General features: G+C 73.2%; 17 protein-coding genes. 10 read left to right on the top strand and 7 right to left on the bottom strand.

Annotation, left to right across the window (positions count from 1 at the left end; all coding sequences use genetic code 11):
- The first annotated feature begins 172 nt into the window (after positions 1–172).
- Positions 173–1327, top strand: a complete 1155-nt coding sequence (locus AC0B61_RS19650; protein ID WP_471741969.1) for a chitinase — start codon at positions 173–175, stop codon at positions 1325–1327.
- Between the two features lie 66 nt (positions 1328–1393).
- Here the strand turns inward: AC0B61_RS19650 and AC0B61_RS19645 are convergent, their stop codons facing one another.
- From AC0B61_RS19645 to AC0B61_RS19630, 4 genes are all read right to left on the bottom strand, one after another.
- On the bottom strand, positions 1394–1750 hold the full coding sequence (locus AC0B61_RS19645; protein WP_471741968.1) for a hypothetical protein: 357 nt from the start codon (positions 1748–1750) through the stop codon (positions 1394–1396).
- Positions 1751–2067: 317 nt separating this feature from the next.
- On the bottom strand, positions 2068–2661 hold the full coding sequence (locus AC0B61_RS19640) for an anthrone oxygenase family protein (protein WP_471741967.1): 594 nt from the start codon (positions 2659–2661) through the stop codon (positions 2068–2070).
- A gap of 220 nt (positions 2662–2881) precedes the next feature.
- Positions 2882–3529 carry a hemerythrin domain-containing protein gene (locus AC0B61_RS19635; RefSeq protein WP_471741966.1) on the bottom strand — a complete coding sequence of 216 codons (648 nt, stop codon included), beginning with the start codon at positions 3527–3529 and terminating at the stop codon, positions 2882–2884.
- Between the two features lie 86 nt (positions 3530–3615).
- Entirely contained in the window at positions 3616–4467 is an 852-nt protein-coding gene (locus tag AC0B61_RS19630) for a Rossmann-fold NAD(P)-binding domain-containing protein (RefSeq protein ID WP_471741965.1), read from the bottom strand.
- Between the two features lie 585 nt (positions 4468–5052).
- On the opposite strand from AC0B61_RS19630, the gene AC0B61_RS19625 reads away from it, so the two are divergent.
- Positions 5053–6576 carry an MFS transporter gene (locus AC0B61_RS19625; RefSeq protein ID WP_471741964.1) on the top strand — a complete coding sequence of 508 codons (1524 nt, stop codon included), beginning with the start codon at positions 5053–5055 and terminating at the stop codon, positions 6574–6576.
- Between the two features lie 35 nt (positions 6577–6611).
- On the opposite strand, the gene AC0B61_RS19620 is transcribed toward AC0B61_RS19625, so the two are convergent.
- Positions 6612–8276 (bottom strand): alpha/beta hydrolase, encoded by a 1665-nt coding sequence (locus tag AC0B61_RS19620; RefSeq protein ID WP_471741963.1) that lies wholly within the window; start codon positions 8274–8276, stop codon positions 6612–6614.
- A gap of 219 nt (positions 8277–8495) precedes the next feature.
- Between AC0B61_RS19620 and AC0B61_RS19615 the strand changes: the two genes are divergently transcribed.
- From AC0B61_RS19615 to AC0B61_RS19590, 6 genes are all read left to right on the top strand, one after another.
- Positions 8496–9755: a Rieske 2Fe-2S domain-containing protein gene (locus tag AC0B61_RS19615; protein WP_471741962.1), complete on the top strand. Its 1260-nt coding sequence runs from the start codon at positions 8496–8498 to the stop codon at positions 9753–9755.
- 111 nt (positions 9756–9866) lie between these two features.
- On the top strand, positions 9867–11489 hold the full coding sequence (locus AC0B61_RS19610; RefSeq protein ID WP_471741961.1) for a serine/threonine-protein kinase: 1623 nt from the start codon (positions 9867–9869) through the stop codon (positions 11487–11489).
- A gap of 279 nt (positions 11490–11768) precedes the next feature.
- Positions 11769–12587, top strand: a complete 819-nt coding sequence (locus AC0B61_RS19605; RefSeq protein WP_471741960.1) for an AfsR/SARP family transcriptional regulator — start codon at positions 11769–11771, stop codon at positions 12585–12587.
- Positions 12588–12735: 148 nt separating this feature from the next.
- Positions 12736–13524, top strand: coding sequence for an SDR family NAD(P)-dependent oxidoreductase (locus tag AC0B61_RS19600; RefSeq protein ID WP_471741959.1), 789 nt, complete (start codon positions 12736–12738; stop codon positions 13522–13524).
- A gap of 62 nt (positions 13525–13586) precedes the next feature.
- The gene (locus tag AC0B61_RS19595; protein ID WP_471741958.1) at positions 13587–16001 is read left to right on the top strand and encodes a condensation domain-containing protein; all 2415 of its coding nucleotides are present in this window, start codon (positions 13587–13589) and stop codon (positions 15999–16001) included.
- 71 nt (positions 16002–16072) lie between these two features.
- Entirely contained in the window at positions 16073–16507 is a 435-nt protein-coding gene (locus AC0B61_RS19590; RefSeq protein WP_471741957.1) for an SRPBCC family protein, read from the top strand.
- Positions 16508–16647: 140 nt separating this feature from the next.
- On the opposite strand, the gene AC0B61_RS19585 is transcribed toward AC0B61_RS19590, so the two are convergent.
- Together AC0B61_RS19585 and AC0B61_RS19580 are read right to left on the bottom strand one after the other, a co-directional pair.
- Complete coding sequence (locus AC0B61_RS19585) at positions 16648–16851, bottom strand: hypothetical protein (RefSeq protein WP_471741956.1); 204 nt, start codon at positions 16849–16851, stop codon at positions 16648–16650.
- A gap of 119 nt (positions 16852–16970) precedes the next feature.
- Entirely contained in the window at positions 16971–17912 is a 942-nt protein-coding gene (locus AC0B61_RS19580; protein ID WP_471741955.1) for a TIGR01777 family oxidoreductase, read from the bottom strand.
- 244 nt (positions 17913–18156) lie between these two features.
- On the opposite strand from AC0B61_RS19580, the gene AC0B61_RS19575 reads away from it, so the two are divergent.
- Positions 18157–20373, top strand: a complete 2217-nt coding sequence (locus tag AC0B61_RS19575) for a glycoside hydrolase domain-containing protein (RefSeq protein ID WP_471741954.1) — start codon at positions 18157–18159, stop codon at positions 20371–20373.
- A 308-nt stretch (positions 20374–20681) separates the two neighbouring features.
- Positions 20682–23057 carry an RICIN domain-containing protein gene (locus AC0B61_RS19570; protein WP_471741953.1) on the top strand — a complete coding sequence of 792 codons (2376 nt, stop codon included), beginning with the start codon at positions 20682–20684 and terminating at the stop codon, positions 23055–23057.
- Positions 23058–23137: the final 80 nt, after the last annotated feature.

The raw sequence follows: 23137 nt of genomic DNA, 5'->3' as shown, positions 1-23137 counted from the left end.
CCTGCCGGGTGACGACGTGCGTGTCAGGGCCGCGACATCCGGGCCATCGGCACGCACCGCGGCCGGGCTTCCCGCCGACCGACCACCCCCACGTCACCCCGCCATGGCCACCCCCACGCCGCCCCGCCCCCACGGGGCGTCCCGGCCATGGCCGGAAGGGAGCTAGACCGTCATGGCCCACCGAACGATCCGCGCTGCCCTGCGCCGGAAAAGCCACCCCACCAGCCACCCCACCAGCCACCGCAGCCGTACCCCACGGCTGCTCGGCGCCCTGGCGCTCGCCGTCGTGGCGATCGCCCCCACCACCGCCACGGCGTCTGCCGCCACCACCACCGCCCCGGTCGCTGATGCCACTGCCGCCGGTTGCGGACAGCAGCAGCGGCCGGCCGGCAAGGTGCTGCAGGGCTACTGGGAGAACTGGGACGGCGCGGCCAACGGCGTCCACCCGCCCCTGGGTTGGATCCCGCTGACCGACCAGCGCATCACCGGCCACGGCTACAACGTGGTCACCACGGCCTTCCCCGTCATCCTCTCCGACGGCACCGCGCTCTGGCAGGACGGCATGGACACCGGCGTCAAGGTGCCCACCCCGGACGAGGTCTGCCAGGCCAAGGCGAGCGGACTGACCGTCCTGATGTCCATCGGCGGCGCGGCGGCCGGCATCGACCTGTCCAACAGCTCCGTCGCCGACCGCTTCGTCTCCACCATCGTGCCGATCCTGCGGGCCAACCACTTCGACGGCATCGACATCGACATCGAGACCGGCCTGGTCGGCGGCGGCAGCATCAACTCGCTCTCCCCCTCCCAGGCCAACCTGATCCGCATCATCGACGGCGTCCTCGCCGCCATGCCGCCCGGCTTCGGCCTCACCATGGCGCCCGAGACGGCGTACGTCACCGGGGGGAGCATCGTCTACGGCTCGATCTGGGGCGCCTACCTGCCGGTCATCAAGAAGTACCTGGACAACGGCCGGCTGTGGTGGCTGAACATGCAGTACTACAACGGCAGCATGTACGGCTGCTCGGGCGACTCCTACTCGGCCGGCACCGTCCAGGGCTTCACCGCGCAGACCACCTGCCTGAACAACGGCCTGACCGTGCAGGGCACCACCATCCGCATCCCGTACGACAAGCAGGTCCCCGGCCTGCCCGCCCAACCCGGCGCGGGTGGCGGCTACCTGAGCACCGGGCAGGTCGCCCAGGCCTGGAACTCCTACGGCAGCGGGGCGTCCAGCAGCCTCAAGGGGCTGATGACCTGGTCCATCAACTGGGACGGTTCCAAGAACTGGACCTTCGGCAACAACGTCCGTTCCCTGCAGGGGCGTTAGCTGGAAGAGAGGCCAGGTCCCGGCAGCGCCCCGCTGCCGGGCCCGGGCCCTTTCGGCGTCCCGCCGTCACCCCGGTCGGCGCTGCTCCGGCACCGTCGGCGGGCGGCGACGCAGCGGCGCCAACTCGCGCTCCAGGGTGCGGACGTCCAGGGCGATCCGGGCCGCGATCTCCTGCGGGCCGGCTCCGGCGGGCAACCGGCGCGACCACGAGCGGGGCTTGGCCGGGCCGTCCTGGACCATGTGGAAGTTGAGCCGCACCACGTCGGCGACGTCGACCAGGCTCACCAGGATCCGGGTGTCCGGGAGGTCGATGCTCACCTCGTTCCCGATGCACGAGCAGGCCACCAGGCCTTCGATGTCCTCCTCGGCCAAGTACTTGGCCAGGGGGACAGCCTTCCCCCGGACCAGAAACGGACGTTCCATCGGACCCACCGGACCCGCCTCCTCCCCAGCACGCGTACGGCGCCTCGGCCGCGGCGCAACCGCGCCGCAACGGACCGGGCCCGCCCATGCTCCACCACATCGGCGCCCGGCGCCAACTCCGGGTCTCGCCAAGCGAATTGGGCGAAGTCACCGACCCGGCGCACTGGCGCACGCTCCGGCGCACCCGGCCCGCGCCCCGACAGCCGGCAGCGGCATTGGCGGCGGCAAGGGAACGGGAGAACGCGCAGGTGCCCGTCCGCGGACAGCGGACGGGCACCCGAGGTGGTACGGGGGGCAGGGCGGCAGGGCGGCCGGGTTCAGCGCCCGGCGCGGCCGTGCAGCACGAGGGAGCGGGTCAGGGCGAGCAGGGCGCCCGTGCACAGCGCGGTGCGAAGCATGTTGGCCGGTACCCAGCTGTCGGCGAACTGCGCCCGCACCGCGGCGAAGTCGTGGATCTGGGACGGGTCACCGGCTGCCGCCAGCTGGTTGTTGAGCGGGATGTTGACGCCCATCGTCACCACCAGCGCCACCACGTACAGCGCCGTCGCGGCCGCCGCCCACAGCGCCGCCTGCCGACGGCCCGCCTTGTGCTGCAGCCACGCCGCCAGACCCGTCGCGACGAAGGCCCCGACGAAGACCAGGCCGAACATCCCGTTCTCGATCGACTTGTTGATGTGCTGCATCGCCGTCACGTAGGTACGGTCGTCCGCGGCCGCCAGGCCCGGCATCACCGACACGTCGAAGGCGAAGAACAGCCCCGCCATCAGCCCCATCGCGATGGTGGCACCCACCAGCAACGGTCCGACGGCCTTGCTCTGCCCGGCGGCACGCACCGAACTGCCCGCCCCCACACCACCGATGGCCGACGGCGTGGAGTACGACAGCGGAACCGCGGTCTGATCCGAACGCATCTCAGGACCCCTTCACTCTCCCGGCCCCGCGGGCTGCGGTGCCGACGGACTTGGTACACACGACACCGCCCACCGTGCGGTGAACCGCGCAACGGAACCGCGACAACCGGAACCCCGGCCTGCGAAACGGGACTTGCCTCGTCTTGCACTGCCGGTCGGCGGCCGGCCAAGGGCCGACTGCCAGCGGGCGGCGACCGGCAACCGGCAACCGGCAACCGCGTCAGAGCACTGGAGCCAGGCCGCGCCGGTACCGCCGCTCCAGCACCGTGCGACCGATCAGCCGCACCGGGGCCGGGATGGTCGCCGACACCGCCCGGACGGAGGCCGCGTCCGCGCCGTCGAACATCCAGGGCTGCAGGTAGGTCATCACCGGAGTCGGCGCGCTCCTGATGATCCGGCGCTCGACCTGCAGGTACTCGTCCACCGGCAGACCGGCCAGCGCCGGGAACACCACCGGCTCCTCGTGCCCCAGGTGTTCGCGCACCAGGGTCTCGAACCCCTCGGCCGCTTCCGGGACTTCGGCACGCAGGCCGGAGCCGAGCACGCCCGCCACCCGCCGCATCGCGCGGTCCAGCGCCTCGTGGTCCTGCTCCAGGACGCCGCTGCCGTCGAAGGCGGCCACCCGGTCGCGCAGGTACGGCCAGAGGATCTCGTCCTCGCTGTGGTGGTGCCAGTCGATCACCTCGCGAAGCCGCCCGAACCACTCCGCAAGCGCCGCCGTGAAGCCCGACGGGCCGCGCGCGGCGAAGGCGCTGAGCCGTGCCGCGTCCCGGCGCATCGCCACGTGCATCAGGCCGAAGCCCTTGATGTGTCCGGGCAGTGCGCCGATGCCGTGCTCACTCGACCAGACCGTTGTGCCGTCCGACATGATGACCAGACCTCCAGAGTCCGTTCAGATTCCCTTGCGACGCCCGTCCGGGGGCGGCCGCTCGGGGCCGCCGGGGACGAGCCGGCTCACGCGTTCCACACGCCCGAGGCGGCGGCCTCCCGGGCGTAGTCCGCGAAGTCCCGCGGCTCACGACCCAGCGCACGCCGCACCCCGTCACCCAACGACGCGTTGCGACCGTCCAGGATCACCGAGAACAACTCCGCGAAGTCCCCCGGCAACCCCGCCTCCTCCAACACCCCCCGGTACACCTGCGCGGACACCGCCTCGAACCGCACCTCACGACCCACCGCACCCGACAACTCCACCGCCACATCCGCGAACGACAGCAACCGCGGCCCCGTCACCTCGTACACCTGCCCCGCATGCCCCGCCTCCGTCAACGCCGCCACCGCCACGTCCGCAATGTCCTCCGCATCCACGAACGGCTCCACCGCACCACCCACCGGCAACGCCAACACCCCCGCCAGCACCGGCTCCAGGAAGAACGACTCACTGAAGTTCTGGTCGAACCACGCGCACCGCACCACCGTCCACGCGGCCCCCGACTCCATCACCGCCTTCTCCCCCGCCTCCGCCGCCTCCTCACCACGGCCCGACAGCAACACCAGCCGACCCACCCCACGAGCCGCCGCCAACCGCGAGAACGCCCCCACCGCCTCCACCGCACCCGGGAACGCCAGATCCGGGTAGTACGTCAGATACGCCGCGCTCACGCCCTCCAACGCCGCCTCCCACGTCCCCCGGTCATCCCAGTCGAACGGCACCGCACCCGACCGCGACCCCACCCGCACCCCGAAACCCCGCGCCACCAACCGGTCCGCCACCCGCCGACCCGTCTTGCCCGTACCGCCCACCACCAGCACGACACCGGCATCCGCCGAAAGATCCACTACACCAGCCATCACGATCACCCTCATTCGAAGAGACACGGAGGAATCACAGGAGACCGACCTGCCGAAGGCGCCCGTCGCACCGATCGGTTCGTCGTCGTGGCACCATTCAAATCCCCCCGGGCCGGGCGAGCCATAGCCACCGCACTCACGTCCATGCGCGAGCGTCTACACCGCCCACCAGCGGTTCAGTCCACCGGCAGCCTGTCGACCAGCTGCGGCCACGGCTCTCCCGCCATCCACCACAACACACCCCACCCCCGCCCGAAAGCTCATTCCAGTACGTCTCGACCCCTCCTCGACCGTCTTCGGAAATGCCTGCGAATTCCGAACGGGAGGGGTCTGCGGGCAAATCCGCCAAGCGGGCGCGAATGGGAAAAGCCGGAGTGGGCAGACGAATCCCGGCCGGAAACCCCGGCTCCTCCGCCGGGTCTCTTCGCGGGCGATCGACGCGCGGGGTCGATGACACACCGGGCGCGACCGCTCACCGAACGCGACGGCGATACGGAGGCGGGCGAGGCAGCGGGGCGCCACGACCAGCGGGACCAGCAGGACCAGCGGGACAGGACGAACGAGAGGGGACCTGTCATGGCCGATCAGGCGAAGTCATCCATGTCATCCACCCCAGCAGCGCCATCGGGTTCAACAGCATCACCGCCGTCAACCGCCCACCGACCGCAGTCGGAGCCAGGGGTGGTCGAGACCCGGGTGCCCGCCCGTCTGGACCGGCTGCCCTGGGCCGCCTGGCACTGGCGGATCGTCATCGGCCTGGGCACGGTCTGGATCCTGGACGGCCTGGAGGTGACGATCGTCGGCAACATGGCGGCCCGCCTGGCGCAGAGCGGCAGCGGCATCGCCATCTCCACCAGTCAGGTGACCACCGTCGCCGCCGCCGTGTACGTGGCGGGCGCCTGCTCCGGCGCCCTGTTCTTCGGCTGGCTGACCGACCGGTTGGGGCGCAAGAAGCTCTTCATGCTCACGCTCGCCGTCTACCTGACCGCGACGGCCGTGACGGCGCTGTCCTGGTCGGCCTGGTTCTTCTTCCTCTGCCGCTTCTTCACCGGCTTCGGCATCGGCGGCGAGTACGCGGCGATCAACTCGGCCATCGACGAACTGATCCCGGCCCGGGTGCGCGGGCGGATCGACCTGATCATCAACGGCAGCTTCTGGGTCGGCGCCGCGCTCGGCGCCTTCGCCTCGATCGCGCTGCTCGACAGTTCGCTGTTCGCGACGGACGTCGGGTGGCGGCTCGCCTTCGGGATCGGCGTGGTGCTGGGCCTGGTGATCCTGCTGGTGCGCCGGCACGTCCCGGAGAGCCCGCGCTGGCTGTTCACCCACGGGCGGGCACGGGAGGCGGAGGAGGTGGTGGCCGACGCGGAGCGAGCGGTCGAGCGGTCGACCGGCGCGCCGCTGCCGCCGGTCACCGGTGAGCCGATCCGGATCAGCGAGCGGGCGGCACTCGGCTTCGGCACGATCGTCCGGACCGTCGTCGCCCGGTACCCGCGCCGCACGGCGCTCGGCCTCGCGCTGTTCGTCGGCCAGGCCTTCCTCTACAACGCGATCACCTTCGGCTACGCCGTCATCCTGACCACCTACTTCGGTGTGGCGGACGGCCGCACCGGCTACTACTTCGCGGTGATCGCGGTCGGCAACTTCCTCGGCCCGCTGCTGCTCGGCCACCTCTTCGACTCGGTCGGCCGCAAGCCGATGATCGCGGGCTGCTACCTCGGCTCCGGCGCGCTGTTGTTCGCCACCGCCGTCCTCTTCCAGCGCGGCGACCTCTCCGCCACGACGATGACGGCCTGTTGGACGCTCGTGCTGTTCCTGGCCTCGGCCGGGGCGAGCGCGGCCTACCTGACGGTGAGCGAGATCTTCCCGCTGGAGACCAGGGCGCTGTCGATCGCCTTCTTCTACGCGGTGGGCACGGCGGTCGGCGGGATCAGCGGGCCGCTGCTGTTCAACGGGCTGGTGAGCAGCGGGAGGGCGGCCGACACGACGCTCGCGTTCTGCGTCGGGGCGGCGTTGATGACGCTGGCCGGGCTGGTGGAGGCGGCGATCGGGGTGCGGGCGGAGGGGCGCAGCCTGGAGTCGTTGGCCACGCCGCTGAGCGCGGTCGGCGGGACGCAGAAGGGGTAGCCCGCGGGCTGCGCGGGCCACCCCCTGGCGGTCGGCTACCGCAGCACGCCGCGCACGGCCTCGGGGTCGGTCGGTGCGAGGCGGGCGGCGGTGCCGGTCGCGGTGCCCGCCGCGGTGCCGGCCTCGGGCGCAGCCTTCGCGGCGGCCGGCGCCGGCGGCGGAGTGACGTACACCGGCGCCGGGTCGGCTTCGGGCGCGCAGGTCTTGGCGATCCGTCCCCTGCCGTCGGGCAGGCTGCCGTCGCGCAGGTAGGCGGTGAAGGTGTCGTCCAGGCAGGCGTTGCCGTGGAAGAGGATCTCGTGGAAGCTGCCGCCGGTCTGGACGACCAGCTTGGAGCCGGGCAGGGCGTCGTGCATGGCGAGTCCGCCCTCGTACGGGGTGGCGGCGTCCTCGGTGGCCTGGAAGAGCAGTACCGGGGGCAGGCCCTTGCCGGTGATCTTCGGTCGGCCCGCCGGGTTGCCCTGGTACGGCCAGAACATGCAGGCGGCGTTGTACCACATGTTGTTATAGGTGTAGAAGGGCGCGGCGGCGTCGACCTTGGCCTGGTCCTTCTTCCAGGTCTCCCAGTCGCGCGGCCAGGCGTTCTCGGTGCACTGCGCCGCGTTGTACGCCGGGAAGGCGCCGTCGTCGGGGCCCGGGGCCGCGTACTTGTTGTACGCGATGTTCAGCGGGCGGGTGTCGTGCTGGGTGAGGTAGGCGGAGAGCACGGTGGCCATCCGGGGCCAGCGCAGGAAGTTGTAGCCGCCGCCGTAGAAGGTGTCCTCGAATTCGGCCGGGCCGATCCTGCCGGGGGCGGGGGCGGCGTCGACCGGGTCCTTCCGCAGGGCGTCCTCGACCTGGCGGTAGGCCTGCTCGACGGCGGTGGCGTCGGTGCCCAGGTGGTAGACGGGGTCGGCCTTGGCGGCCCAGGCCGCGAAGGCGTCGAAGCGGCGCTGGTGTTCCTTGTCCTGCAGGATGTTGTGGTCGTACCAGCTGATGGTCGGTCCGACGATGCTGTCCAGCACCATCCGGCGTACGTGCGAGGGGAACAGCTGGCCGTAGGTGGAGCCCAGCGAGGTGCCCCAGGAGCCGCCGTAGAAGTTGATCTTCGGGGTGCCGAGCGCCCGGCGGATGCTGTCCATGTCGCGGGCGTTGTCGACGGTGGTCATGTGCGGCAGCAGCCAGGACCAGTCGGCCGCGCAGTCGGCGGCGTAGCCGGCCGCCTTCTTCAGCCAGGCCTTGGACGTGCCCTGGCTCACCTGATAGTCGGGGCGCTCGGCGTCGAAGTAGTGGGCGTCGCAGACCACATGGGGGTCGCTGCCGTTGGTGCCGCGCGGGTCGAAGCCTATCCAGTCGTAGGTCGAGGCGACGTCCGCCGGGAGCTGCCCGGAGATGTACCCGGGCATCCAGAGCCCGGAGTCGCCGGGACCGCCGGGGTTGAGCAGGATCGGGCCCTGCTGCCTGTCCTTGGGCGCGGTGGCGGGGAGCCGGTTCAGCTTGATGGCGATCTTCCGCCCGTGCGGGTCGGCGTAGTCGACGGGTACGTCGAGCATCGCGCACTGCAGCGCGGGGGTGGTGGCGTCGTTGCAGGGGCTCCAGACGAGCCTTCCCTGGCCGGTGTCCGCCAGGTCGGTGGCGTCCGGTCCGGCGGCGGAGGCGGAGGTGCCGCCGAGGGCGGCGACGGCCGTGACGGCCGCGAGCAGGGCGATGGCTTTTCTCATGAGGAGCATGATGTGACATGTGCAATGGCACATCTAGGGAGCCGACCGGAATTTGCCAAGCTTTGACCATTTCAGCCTGGCACATCATCAGACTTCCACCGCTCTCGGGAGGTTGTCCGTGCGAGCACACACGGTCCGTGGCTAGCATCTGAAATGCATTCTGTTCGAGCGCTAATCGCCTGGGAGGGGCGGCGCCGGACGGACCCGACAGGAGAGTCCATGCACGTGTCCCACAAGCATGTCCACCCCGTCAGCGACCGCCCCACCGCGGCCGACCTCGCCCTGCCGCCGGCGCTGCCCTACCCCGACGGCTGGTCCGCACTCGCCTTCTCCGCCGAGCTCCCGCCCGGCACCGTCCTCACCCGCCAACTCGCCGGATCCGACGTCGTGTTGTACCGGCTGCGGAACGGCCGGGTACGCGCGATCCGCCCGTACTGCCCGCATCTGGGCGCCCACCTCGGCCTGGCGGCGGTCGAGGGCGACGACCTGGTCTGCCCCTTCCACCGGTTCGCCTTCGACGCCGACGGCCGCTGCGTGCGGACCGGCTACGGCACCCCGCCGCCCAAGGCCGCCCTGACGCAGCTGCCCATCCGCGAGGTGAACGAGACCGTCTTCGTCTGGCGCCACCACGACGGCCGGGAGCCGGACTGGGAGATCCCGTCCTGGCACGTCCTCGGCGACGGCCGGCAGCCGCTGCGGTACGCCTCCTTCGAGATGCCCGGCTACGCCCAGGACGTCATGGAGAACTCCTTCGACCTGGGCCACTTCGTCACCCTGCACGGCTGGCCGCAGGGCGAGTTGGCGGCCCCGGTGGAATTCGACGGCACCCGGTTCCACGTCTCGATGCGGGTCCGCGAGACCTTCCCGCTGCTCGGGATGCGGCAGGTCGACGTCGAGGTCGACGGCTACGGCCTCACCGCGCTGCACACCGACGTCCGCACACCCTCACTGGGCATGGAGATCTGCTCGCTGGTGATGCCCACCCAGGTGTCCCCCGGCCGGATGCAGCTGCGGCAGGCGAGCCGCTTCATCATGAGGGAGCCGGCCGGCCTGCCGCCGCTAGTCGCCCGCACCGTCAGCCGCACGCTCACCGCGATGCTGGCGGGGCTGATGTTCAAGCGCAACCTCGAATTCACCTCGGCCGACTTCCCGATCTGGTCCACCAAGAGGTACCTGTCGCCGCCCCGGCTCGCCGCCGGTGACGGGCCGATCGGCGCGATGCGGCACTGGGCGCGGCAGTTCTACCCGCCGGACCAGCAGGCGCACCTCCCGGCGCCCTCCGCCACCCCAGCCTTCCCAGCCTTCTCCGCCACCCCCGCGAGCCCTCCGAAACGTCCGAGCCGTCCGAGCCGCGACGGGCAGGCGGCACCCGGCGGCGACACCGTGAGCCACGGGACGGACCTCGCACCGGACGCCGCACCGGACGCCGCATCGGACGCCACCGCCGGTGGCGAGCCCAGCGGCGTTCCGCGCGGCTGAGCCTCCCACCCCGTCCCCGTCCCCGGCAGGACACCGGCCACCGCAACCGGGGCCCCCGGCGGTACCGTCTGGCGTGGAGTGTACGGGGCGGGCGGCGAGGGGAGTGTCGGCGTGGAGGCGCTGGGGGACGAGGATCCGCGGCAGGTCGGCGAGTACCGGCTGCTGCGGAGGCTCGGTGCGGGCGGCATGGGCCGGGTGTACCTGGGCCGTACGGCGGGCGGGCGCACGGTGGCCGTCAAGCTGGTGCACGAACAGTACGCGGCGGACCCGGAGTTCAGGGTGCGGTTCCGCAACGAGGTGGCCGCCGCCCGGCAGGTCGGCGGCCGGTGGACGGCGCCCGTGCTGGACGCGGACACCGATGGCGCCCAGCCCTGGGTGGCCACCGGGTACGTCGCCGGGCCCTCGCTGGGCAGCGCGGTCCGGGACTTCGGCCCGCTGCCCGGCGCGGCCGTCCGCTCGCTCGGCGTGGGTCTCTCGGAGGCCCTGCAGGCCGTCCACGCCCGGGGGCTGGTGCACCGGGACGTCAAACCGTCGAACGTGCTGCTGGCGCTGGACGGCCCGCGGCTGATCGACTTCGGGATCACCCGGGCGCTGGACGCGGCGACGGCGCTCACCCGGTCCGGCTTCGTGGTGGGCTCCCCCGGCTACCTCTCCCCCGAACAGGCCGAGGCCCGGGGCGCGGGGGCCGCGTCGGACGTCTTCTCGCTGGGAGCCGTGCTGGCGTACGCGGCGACCGGCACCGCGCCGTTCGGGTCGGGGGTGAGCGCGGCCGTCCTGCTCTACCGGGTGCTCCACGAGGAGCCCGAACTCGACATCCCCGACACGCAGTTGTACGCCGTCGTGGCGGACTGCCTGGCCAAGGACCCGGACCGCCGCCCCACCCCGGCGCAGCTGCGCGAGTGGCTGACGGCGCAGGACCGGGCAGCGGGCGAGCGGCTGGACCAACGGGACTGGCTGCCCCCGGCGATCGGAGGAGCACTGGCCGCCCTGGCGGTCGACCTGCTGGACCTGGACGTCGACTCACCTTCCGGGCCCACCTCCCCCACCGGGCGGTTCGGGCCGCCGGAGCCGTGGTCCGCACCGCCGCCCGTGCACCGGTACCCGACGGCCCCGCACCCGTCGCCCTCACACCCATCGCCCTCACACCTGTCACCTTCGCACCTGTCGCCTTCGCATCCGGCGGCTCATCCGTCGCAGCCCCTCCGGCACCAGCCGCACCCTCCGCAAACGCTGCCCGGCCGCCCTCGCATCCGACTCGGATCACTGCTTCTCTCCGCCGTGCTGATCGCCGCGCTGACCGGCACGGTGGTGTACCTGGCCGTCCCTGACGGCGACCGCAGCGCCACCAGGGATCCGGGCACCACCACGAAGCCGACGGCCGCCGCCCTCGCGTCCGACGGTGTGATCCCGGCGGCGTTCCTCGGCACCTGGCAGGGCACCCTCGGCAGCGAACAGACCTTCCTCAAGCCCGATTTCACGATCACGCTCAGCCAGGGCCGCCCGAACGACCCGGTCGCCCAGATCCACAACAACGGCGGCGTCGGCACCCGCTACTGCGATGCCGTCGCGGACCTCGTCCAGGCCACTGCCGACCGCGTGGTACTGCGCACCGCCCCGATGAACTCCCTGAGCGGTTGCGCGGCCGATCCGCACGACCAGGTGTACACCCGCAACCCGGACGGCAGTCTGCACCTGCTGGTCGGCGGTTTCTCGGGCGACCTGCGGAAGAAGTAGCGCCTCCCGCCCGCGCCCACCACTCCACTCCTGTCCGCCCCTACGGCGGGGCCGCACCCGCACCGGGAGCCGCCCCGCCGCACCGGCGCGCCCGGAAACTCCCACCAAGGCGCCCGGAACCGCGCTCGACCCGCACTAGAGGAATCCGGACCGGGCCCTGCGGCACAACTAGGGTGCGACGCATCCACCCACCATCCCCTCGATTCGCACACACATCCGCAGGACCGAGTCTCCACCCCTCGCCCGACCCACCGTCCCGCGCACGAAAGGAGAACCGCCATGCAGCTCAGAGTCCTCGGCCCGCTCACCGCCGACCTCAACGGCATCTCCGTCGTCCCCTCCGCCGCCAAGCAGCGCCAGATCCTCGCCCTCCTGGCGCTCTACCCGAACCGGATCCTGCCCATCGCCACGCTGATCGAGGAGATCTGGGGGGACGACCCGCCAAGACAGGCGCTCACCACCATGCAGACGTACATCCTGCAGCTGCGCCGCCGCATCACCCAGGGCCTCGGCCCGACCCCGCACATCACGGCCAAGGACATCCTCACCACCCGTCACGGCGGCTACCAGCTGACCACGCACCCGGACAGCCTGGACGTCCACACCTACAACCTGCTGATCACCCAGGGCCAGCACGCCTTCAACCACGGCCACGACCACCAGGCCGCCACCCACTTCCGCCAGGCCCTGGCCCTCTGGCACGGCCCTGCCCTGGTCGACGTGCGGCCCGGGCCGATCCTCAGCATCGAGATCATGCGCCTGGAGGAGAGCCGGCTGGTCACCCTGGAACGGCGCATCGACACCGACCTGCGCCTCGGCCGGCACAACGAGCTCATCCCCGAACTCACCCACCTCACCCATCAGCACCCGCACCACGAGGGCCTGCACGCCCAGGCCATGGTCGCGCTCTACCGGGCCGGCCGGCAGACCAGCGCCCTGACCACCTACCACCACCTGCGGCACCGGCTGACCACCGAGCTCGGCATCCAGCCCTCCCCGCACCTGCAGCACCTCCACCACGCGATCCTCACCCTGGACCCGACCCTCAACACGCCCACCACCGCGCATCCGACCACCTACAACCTGTACTCGGCCTGAGCCCAGGGCCGCCAGGACCAGCCTGTCCCCACCAGGACCAGCCATCCGAGCCCGGCCCAGCCCAGACCGGCCCATCCAGCCCAGCCCAGCCCGCCGGAACGGCCGTCCCGCCGACCTCTCCCAGCCGCCCTCACCCACAGGACGCGTCATGACCACCGCACCCGAGAAACCCCTCGCCCTGATCACCGGCGGCACCCGCGGCATCGGCCTCGCCATCGCCCGCGAACTCGGCAGCCGCGGCCACCGTGTCTTCATCTGCGCCCGCACCGCCCAGCACATCGACCAGGCGGTGGCCACCCTGCGCGAGGAGGGCCACCAGGCCGACGGCCGCCCCTGCGACGTCCGCGACCCGACCCAGGTCGCCGCGCTGATCCGGCATGCGGTGGCCGACCACGGCCCGATCACCGTCCTGGTCAACAACGCCGGACGCACCGGCGGCGGACCCACCGCGACCACCACCGACGACCTGTGGTACGACGTCATCGACACCAACCTCAACGCCGTCTTCCTGGTCACCCGCGAAACGCTCCGACACGGCCACATCACCGCCACCGCACACCCGCGCATCATCAACATCGCGTCCACGGCCGGGAAACAGGCCGTCACCCTGGGCGCGCCGTACACCGCGAGCAAGCACGCCGTGATCGGCTTCACCCGGGCGCTGGCCAAGGAGTTGGCGCCCACCGGCACCACCGTCAACGCCATCTGCCCGGGCTACGTGCAGACCCCGCACACCGCCCGGATCCACCACGAGTACGCCACCGCCTACAACACCACGCCCGAGACCATCCACCAGCACTTCCAGACGCACATCCCGCTCGGCCGCTACACCACCCCGGAGGAGGTCGCCTCGCTGGCCGGCTACCTGACCTCCCCGACCGCCGCCAGCATCACCGCCCAGGCGCTCAACGTCTGCGGCGGACTCGCCACCCAGTAACCCCGGCGCGATCCAGGCCGGCCCACGGGAAGGACTCGGGCTCCGGTGCCCGCTGATCAGTGATGACGAATCGTCAGTTCTCCAGCGCACCCGTCACCTTGCTGGTGTCCGGCGCCCCCGCGCCCGAGCCCTGCCTGCCCGCCCCCCGCCCGCCGAGACGGCTCGACGCGGGAGCCGTGAGCGCCGCGCTGGCCCGCACCGCGGCCCGGCCCCGGCAGGCCGCCGTACCGTCCTCCGTGCCGTCCGCCCGGGCCAGCGAGTTCGTCCTGGCCGAGCTGCACCGGACGTACGAGCCGGAGGTGCTGCGCGCCGCACTGCGCACCGTCCTGCCGGACGCCGCCACGCCGGGAGCCCCGCCCCCCGACACCCGGGAGGACGCGCTGTGGCAGCGGACCGTGGACGGCCCGGACGAACTCGACCGGGTGCTCGCCGAGCTGGGCCGCAGCCTGGCCCGCGGGCCGCGGCTGCGGGCCGTCCTGGTCGACGACCGGGGCGGGGGCGAGGGCGACAGCCACGGAGGGGCCTGGGGCGACGGCGGGGCCAGCCGGGACCGGGCGGCCGACCGCGCCGGCCGACGGCGGCTCTTCGTCGGCCTCGCACCCGGCCCGCCCGGGCACGCCGCCGCCCTGCTGGCGGAACTGCGCGAGGCGCTGGCGCAGCCGCCGGAGCCGGTCACCGTGCCGACCAGCGCGCTGCAGCGGGAGATGCTGCGCCAGGTGCTCGGGCCGGCCGACCACGGCGGCCGGCACGTCGAACAGCTGTCCTGGAACTGGCACGGGCCGCTGGACACCCAACGCTTCACCGCGGCCTGGCAGTCCGTCACCGACCACGAGACGGTGCTGCGCGCGGCCTTCGACTGGGACGAGGACGGCACCGGCGACCCCTGGATGGTGCTGCACGAACGCGCCGTCCCCGACGTGACCCGGCACCCGCACGGCGCCGCCGACTGGGACGAGCTGCTCGCCGCCGACCGCCGGCGCGGCTTCGACCTGCGCCGCCCCGCCCTGCTGCGCGCCACCCTGCTCGACGCCCCGCCGGACTCCGACGAGGGCCCCGCCACCCGGGTGCTGCTCAGCTACCACCACGCGATGCTGGACGGTTGGAGCGTGCGTCTGCTCCTGCAGTCCTTCTACCGCGCCTACCTGACCGGCGGCGTCCTGCCCGGCGGCGAGCGCCGCCCCGACCTCCGCGACCACGCCCGCTGGATGCAGGCCCAGGACACCGACGCACCACGGCAGTTCTGGTCCACCCGGCCCGGCGCCGCGGCCGTCCTGCCGCTCGCCCCCGACCCGCGCCGGCGCGGCAGCGGCCGGGCCCGGCGCCGACTCACCCCGTACGAGGCGGTCCGGCTGCGCGGCTGGGCGGCCGCCTGGGGCGCGGGCGAGAGCAGCGCGCTGCAGGCCGCCTGGGCGCTCCTGCTGTACCGCGCGACGCAGTCGGACCGGCCCCGCCGACCGGCCAGGGCGGTCCGGGTCGGCTTCGCGGTGACCGTCTCCGGCCGGGGCATCCCGCTGGACGGCATCGACCGGCTGCCCGGCGCCCTGCGCAACCCGCTGCCGATCTCCGTCCGGCTGCACCCCGGCACCACCGTGCCGCAACTGCTCGCGGCACTGCGCGACGGCGTGCTCGACCTCGCCGCGTACGAGTGGATCTCCCCCGGGCAGGCCCACCGCTGGACGGCCGGATCGCGCGGGCAGCGGCCCAACAGCCTCGTCGTACTGGAGCACCAGCCGACCGCCTCGCACCACCTGCGGCTGGAGACCGACCTGGCCGCGCACGGCATCCACGTGGAGAGCCCCGTCCCCGCGGGCACCTTCACCTCGTACCCGATCACCCTCGCCGCCCACTACGACGCCACTGGCGGGCTCGTCCTCACCGCCACCCACGACCGCGCCCTGCTCGCCGACCAGGACGCCCTCGAACTCCTCAGCCAGAGCGCCCACTTGCTGCGCACCTTCCCCGACCTGCCGAGCGGGCTGAGCACCACGGAGGTGCTGCGCTCCACCCTCGCCGGACAGCCGACACCCCGGCTCGGCGAGCCCGGCTCGGACGCGGACGGTTCGCACGGCTCGGGGGACACGGGTGGATCGCCCGGTGCCGACGCCCCGGCGGTGAGGCTGGACCTGCTGCGCCGCGCCACCCGCCCGGGCGCGGGCTGGGTCCTGCTGCTGCCGCCGCCCGGCGCCCCGCACACCCGCTACCCCGGCGCGACCCGCCGCTGGCCCGGCCCGCAGGCCCTCGCCGTGCTGCGCCCCGCCGACGGCGACCCGCCGCCCGCCGCCTACCGGCCGGTGCTCGGCCCGCTGCTGGAGTCCCGCGCGCCGGTCGCGCTGGTCGCCCCGCCGGGGCTCGGCGTCACCGCGTACGAGATCGCCCGGCTGGCGGCCGCGGCGAACCCGCCGCTGGTGGTGCTGCTCGGCGAGGAGGGCGACCTGACGGCGCTGGCGGGGCTGTTGGCGGACCCGCACCGGCGGTGAGGCCCGCACCCGTCTGACGGCACTGACGGCACTGACGGCACTGGCAGCGGCGACGGCACTACGGTGGGCCCATGGCCCGTTTCGTCCTGACCCGCCGTTCGCCGCTGCCGCCGGCCCGCTGCTGGGAGCGGCTGACCGCCTGGCCCCGGCACGGGGAGCGGGTGCCGTTCACCCGGGTCGGAGTCGCCCGGGGCACCGGCCGGGAGGTGGGCGACGTCGTCCTGGCCCGGACGGCCTTCGGACCGCTGCGCTTCGACGACCCGATGGAGATCGTCGAGCTGGTCGCGCCCGGGCCGGGGCGCGAGGGGCTCTGCCGGCTGGCCAAGCGCGGCCGTACGGTGCGCGGCGGGGCCGTGCTGCGGGTCCGGGCGGTGGATGGGAGCAGCGAGGCGGTCTGGGCGGAGGAGCTGCTGATCACCGGTGTGCCCCGGTTCGCCGATCCGGTCATCGCTGCCGTGGGCCGGCTCGTCTTCGGCCGGGTCCTGGACGGGCTGCTGCTGCCGTAGGCGGCTACTCGGCGCGGCGCCGGCCAGCCCGGAGCCCCATCGGGCGTAGGTGCTTCCCACGGGTCATCGCGCGGCCCGGATGAAGGTGAAACGCCCGTGGTCAGGTCGAGTCGGCGTCGCCACTCGACCTGACCGTTCGGCTACTCCTCAAGCGGGATTCCGTCCAGCAGCGGAACGCCGTGGCTCAGCATCGCCTCTGTGACGGCGCGCCATTCGTCGTTGTCCTCCATCAGGAGGAGCATGCGGGTGACCCGATTGAAGATCACCGGAATATCGACGATCTTGCTCCGGCAGAGGATCCAACCGGGTTCAGACCCGTCCCAGAGGTAGGCGTACTCCTCCATGTCACTGGCTGTGTGGTGTGCCGACGACATGCCATGTCCTCTGTAGGGCTCGTAGGTGGTGCGGCGCGGCAGCGGAGCTGTGACGGCCCCGTGCCGAACCGTGCGAGGTTCGGCCCGGGTCACCTTCCCCGCAGGCGCCGGACCAGATCGCGGGCGGCGGCTGACCAGTGCGGGTACTCGAAGGTGAAGCCGGCGCCCAGCAGGCGGGTCGGCACCACGCGGCGGCTCTTCAACAGCAGCTCGGACTCGGAGCGCAGGGCGAAGGCGCCGAGTTCGGCCATCCAGCGGGTGGCGGGCAGGGCCAGCGGCATGCCCCAGGCCGTCCGCAGGTCGCGCATGAACTCGCGCTGGGGCAGCGGGTTCGGCGCGGCGAGGTTGACCGGCCCGCTGAGCTCCTGGTGGGCGATCAGGAAGTCGACGGCGCGGGCGAAGTCGCGCTCGTGGATCCAGGAGACGTACTGCGCTCCGCCTGCGATCGGACCGCCGGCGCCGAGGCGGGCCAGCCAGGAGAGCGCGTCGAGGGCGCCGCCGCGTTCGGGACCGAGGACGACGGCGGTCCGCAGGGCGACCTTGCGGGTGTGCGGGGTTTCGGCCTCCGCCTGGGCGTGCTCCCAGGCCCGGGCGATGTCGATGCTGTACCGCCAGGACGGCGGGGCGTCGGGCTCGGCGCCGCCGATCAGACCGTCCCGCTCGCCGTTCGGGGCGTCGAGGCGGTGGGCGTAGACCGTGGCGGTGCTCATCTGCAGCCAGACGGCGGGTGGGCGCCGGGCTGCTGCGACGGCCTCGCCGACGGCCCGGGTGGAGAGCACCCGGGAGTCCATCATGGCGCGCCGGTTCGCGTCGGTGTAGCGGCAGTTGACGCTGCGCCCGGCGAGGTTGAGCACGACGTCGCTGCCGTCGATCTCCTTCGCCCAGGTGCCGAGTGTGCGCCCGTCCCAGGCGACCTGCCGGGGCCGGACGGCCCTGCGGGTGAGGGTGACCACCTGGTGTCCGGCGGCGGTCAGACTCCGGTCGAGCAGCGTCCCGAGGGCGCCGGATCCACCGGGAATGACGACCTTCATGAGTTCCCCCTGGTGCGTCAGCTTCTCGCGACAGCGTAGCCCAAGATTCTGAACGCGTTCACTTCCTTCGTCCGTCGCCCTCCCCGGCGCAGGACCGGGCGTCCCGGAGCGGCGTCTGACGGCCGGTCGGGACTACCGAGGGGCCCGCGTCGATCACCCGTCGTGGGCGTGGATATCGTGGCCGCCACCGCCGCGCGGCCGACTTCTCGGCGCGCGGCCCTTCGCCATGTCAGGAGAGATCTGGGTGAAGTCCCGTATCACAGCGCTCCGGAGCGCGTCGGCCGTCGTGGCGGCCGCGCTCATGGCGGCGTCCGCCGCCGGCTCCGCCGAAGCCGCGCCCGCCGGCAGTCCGGACACCAAGGCGGTGACGTACCAGGGGCGTGTCTTCCACGTGCCCGCGGCCTGGCCGGTCGTGGACCTGGCCGTGGACCCGCAGGCCTGCGTCCGCTTCGACCAGCACACCGTGTACCTCGGCCGGCCGGGCGAACAGCAGGCCTGCCCGCCCCGGTTGATCGGGCGTACGGAGGCACTGCTGGTCGAGCCCGCCGCGGCGGCCGCGCCGGACCGGGAGGGCACCAACCCCGTCGCGCACACGATCCGGGCGAGCGACGGTGTCGTCGCGGTGACCGGGACGTACGACACCGACCAGCCGCTGGTGCGGCGGATCATCACCGGCGCCGGGATCACCCCCGAGCCGGCGCACCACCCGGCACCGGCGCCCGCCAAACCGGCCACGGCCCTCGCACCGAGCGCCGCAGCGGGCTCCGCGCCGGGCGTCGCACCGAGGTCCGGCGCCGCCACCGCACCGTCGTCCGACCCCGCCGCGCCCGCCGCGGCTCCGGCGCTGGTACCCGCGTCCGCGACGAACTACAGCGGCAAGGGGTTCGACGCCTGTACGGCACCCTCCGGCGCCGCGATGAACGCGTGGATGGCCTCCTCCCCCTACCGGGCGGTCGGCATCTACATCGGCGGCGCCAAGCGGGCCTGCGCCCAACCGAACCTGACGGCCTCCTGGGTCCAGCAGCAGCAGGCCGGCGGGTGGGCCTTCATGCCGCTGTACGTCGGCACGCAGGCCGCGAAGATCGCCTCCCCGGCCGCCGAGGGCGCCAACGCCGCCGACGACGCGGTGAGCCAGGCCCAGTCCCTCGGCTTCGGCCCCGGCACGGTCCTCTACTACGACATGGAGGCCTACGTCTCGCAGTACTCGGGCGCGGTGCTCGGCTTCCTCACCGCCTGGACCAACGAACTGCACGCCTGGGGCTACAACTCCGGCGTCTACAGCAGTTCCTCGTCCGGGATGAAGGACCTGGCCGCCAACGCCGGCAACGGCGCCTACACCATGCCGGACGCCGTCTTCAGCGCCAACTGGAACGGCCGGGAGGACACCGACGACCCGGCGCTACCGGCCGGCTACTGGGCCGACCACCAGCGGGCCCACCAGTACGCCTCGCCGCAGGCCCCGGAGACCTGGGGCGGTTTCACGATCGGGATCGACCAGGACCTCCTCGACATCCAGCTCGGCAGTGCTCCGCCGGCCCAGTCGTCCGGGTTCTACCTCGGCGTGCGCCAGAGCTCGGGCAACTGGCCCGGTTTTGGTCCGCTGGTGGGCGGGGCGGGGATGTTCCGCGGCTCGGAGGCGGCGATCGCCGGGCTGCCGGGAGGTTCCTCGCAGGAGCTGGGCATCGGTCTGGACGGCCAGCTGTACCACGGGGTCCGCGCCGCGAGCGGCGGGTGGAGCGGCTTCGCCGCGCTCCCCGGGATCGGCACCACGACCATGGCCGCCCAGCGGGCCGGCATCGCCGGCCTGCCGGACGGCTCCTCGCAGGTGCTGGCGATCGGCAACGACGGCAACGTCTACCACCAGGCCCGTTACGCCGACGGCAGCTGGTCCGGTTTCGCCGCGCTCCCGGGGATCGGCACCCCGACCATGGCGGCCGGGGACGTCGCCATCGCCGGTCTGCCCGACGGCTCCTCGCAGGTGCTGGCGATCGGCAACGACGGCATCGTCTACCACCAGACCCGCTTCGCCAACGGCAGTTGGAGCGGCTTCGCCGCGATCCCCGGTGTGAACAGCCCGCGGATGGCGGCCACGCGGGTGGCCATCACGGGCCTGCCGGACGGCTCCTCGCAGATCCTGGCGATCGGCAACGACGGCAACGTCTACCACCAGACCCGCTTCGCCAACGGCACCTGGTCCGGCTTCGCGGCGCTCCCCGGCAACGGCACGCCCACCATGACCGCGCGGACGGTCGGCATCGCCGGCCTGCCGGACGGCTCGTCCCAGGTGGCGGTGGTCGGCGGGGACGGCAACGTCTACCACGAGACCCGTTTCGCCAACGGCAGTTGGAGCGGCTTCGGCGCCGTCCAGGGCCCGTACGGCGCGAGCTCCTTCCCGGCCCGGCGCGCCGCCATCGCCGGGCTGCCGGACGGCTCCAGCCAGCTGGTGGTCGCCCGGGGCTGACCCGAAACGCCCCCCATCATGCGCCGCCCGGCCCGGTACGGCCGGGCCTGGCGGCGCGACGGCTCCTGCCCCTCCTCGTGGGCAGGAGCCGTCGCCACTCGGGCGGCCTTTACCGCCGCCCGTGACGGCCTGTCACCCCGCACAACGGCGCCCGGTCGCACCCAGCCGTGCGCTGCCCGTTGACGCGACTCAATCAACCATGTGAAATGTCACCCATCACATGAGACGAGCCATCGGCCTGTCACGCTCGGATTTGAACGTTCCAACCGCGTCCCACACCCCCCGCCCCCGGCCGGAAGAAGACCGCCATGCCCCGCACCCGCGCCTTGCCGTCCGGTCTCCTCCTCCTGGCCGTCCTCGCCGCCCAGGCCCTCGGCGGCGGCCCGGCACTCGCGTCCGACCAGGCACCCGCAGGGGCGCCTCCCGCGGACGGCGGCAGCTACGTCCTCGGCTCCGCGCTGGACGGCAGCTGCCTCAGCCCGCGGTACGCGGAGTCCGCCGCCGGCACGCCGGTCGTCGGCGCCGCCTGTCAGCGACTGCTCAGCCAGCGCTGGCAGTTGCGCCGCACCGGCGGCGACTACCTGCTCGTCAACGCCGTGAGCGGCCGCTGTCTCACCCTCGGCAGCCAGGGCCGCCAGCCCGCCACCACCGACTGTGGCACCGCCCCCGACGCCGAGCGCTTCACCATCTCCCCCGCGCCGCACGGCACGTACACCCTCGCCGTCCGCGCCACCGGCGCCTGCCTGAGCACCGAGCCGGCCGCCGTGCACCGCCACTGCGACGCGCGCCCCGCCCACCGCTGGACGCTCACCCGCACCGAGGCCCTCGCCCTCGCCAACCCCGGCTTCGAGCAGGGCGCCGACGGCTGGACCCTCACCGAACACACCGGCATCGCCACCAACAACCCGCACGGCGGCACCCGCCTCGCCTACCTCGACGCCGGAAGCGGGTACGCGGTGAGTCGGCAGACGACCGCCGGCACCGCCGGCAGTCACGACCTCTCCGCGTGGATCGCGACGGGCGGCGCCGGCGGCACCTTCTCGGTCAGCGTCAACGGCACCGTGGTGCGCTCCCTCGCCCTCCCCGAGCAGCCGCTGTACGCGAAGTACACCCTCCCCCGGGTCCGCGTCGCCGCCGGTGACCGGATCACCCTCACCATCGGTTCCACGCCCGCCGGCTGGGTCAACGTGGACGACGCCGCCGTGGCCCCGTCCGCGCCCGCCGATCCGGTCATCAGCTCCTCCGACCCCGAGGTCGTCGCCCTGTTCGACTGGGCCAAGACCAAGGCCAACAGCTGGGTGCAGCAGGCCGGCACCGCCGGAGTCCTCGACATGGACGAGAACCACCCCGGCGGCACCGGCAGCATCGCCTACGACACGACGTACTGGGCGGGCTACCCGTTCCGGTCCGCCTTCTACAGCCGCGACTTCGCCCACCAGCTGGTCGGCGCCCACCTGCTCGGCCTGGACGCCGAGAACAAGACCATGCTGCGCGGCTTCGCCGCCTCCGCCACCGAGACCAACGGGCTCCACCCGGTCTGGGCGCTCAACTTCGACGCCCGCACGTACGGCGCCATCGACTACCGCAGCCCGAACCGGTTCGTCCGCGAGCTGCCCGCGCCGTTCGAACTCGTCCAGAAGACCGGCGAGGCCTACCGCTGGACCGGCGACCGCGACTACGCCGACGACCCGGCCCTCGGCACGTACGTCCGCAACACCCTCGGCCCGTTCATCACCCGCCGGCCCGGCCCCGTCGACAACGGCGGCCTGCCGATCCCGCAGGCCACCAGCCGCAGCATCTTCGCCGGCACCGCCAGCTACGCCGAGAACGCCACCAGCACCTACGCCGAGGCCGGCGACGCGCTCGGCGCCCAGTACCAGGCGTACCTCGCCGCCGCCACGCTGGCCGAAGCGCGCGGCGACGCCGCCTCCGCCGCCGGCTACCGGCAGGCCGCCGAGGCGCTGCGGTCGTACGTCAACTCGACCTGGAGCTTGGCCGTCGGGCAGCCCGGCGAGGTCGTGCACGGCTACGACACCGCCGGCCGGCCGATCACCGGCTGGGGCTACGAGGCGAGCGTGCTGATGCCCGTCAAGCAGCTCCTCGACCCGGGCCCGCGCCGGGACGCCGTCCTCGCCGCCGTCGACGCCGCCGACTCCGGCCCGGAGCGCTCGGCCAACCTGGAGGCCTACACCTACCTGCCGGACGCCTTCTTCGCCAACCACGACGGCGCCACCGCCTGGAAGTGGATGCGCCACGTCTACGAGGGCGTCGGCGAGCAGCACGTGAGCGGTCGGCTGCTCAACGGCGACTACCCCGAAGTCCCGTTCACCCTGCTCGCCCAGACCGTCCAGGGCCTGCTCGGCGTCGACCCGGACGCCGCCGCCGGCACGCTCGCCACCGACTCCCGGCTGCCCGCCTCGATGGGCTGGCTCCAGGTCGCGGACATCCCGGTCGGCGGCGGCACGGTGACCGTCCGCCACGACGGCGAGCGGTCCAGTACGGTCACCAACACCGGTACGAAGCCGCTCACTTGGGAGGCCCGCTTCCGGGGGCAGCACGCGCACCTCACCGTCGACGGCGAGGCGGCGGAGGTCCGCGCCAAGACCGTCGACGGCAGCACGTACACCTACGTCACCGTGACCCTCGCCCCCGGCCGCTCCGCGACCGCAGCCGTCACTGACTGACCCCACCCCACCACTGACCCCCACACCGCACCACCGCGGCCGGCCGGCCCCACCCGGCCGGCCGCGGCTCCCTGAACCCG

This window comes from Kitasatospora sp. NPDC023385 (assembly GCF_055664045.1).
This window is presented reverse-complemented; position numbering and strand designations above follow the sequence as displayed.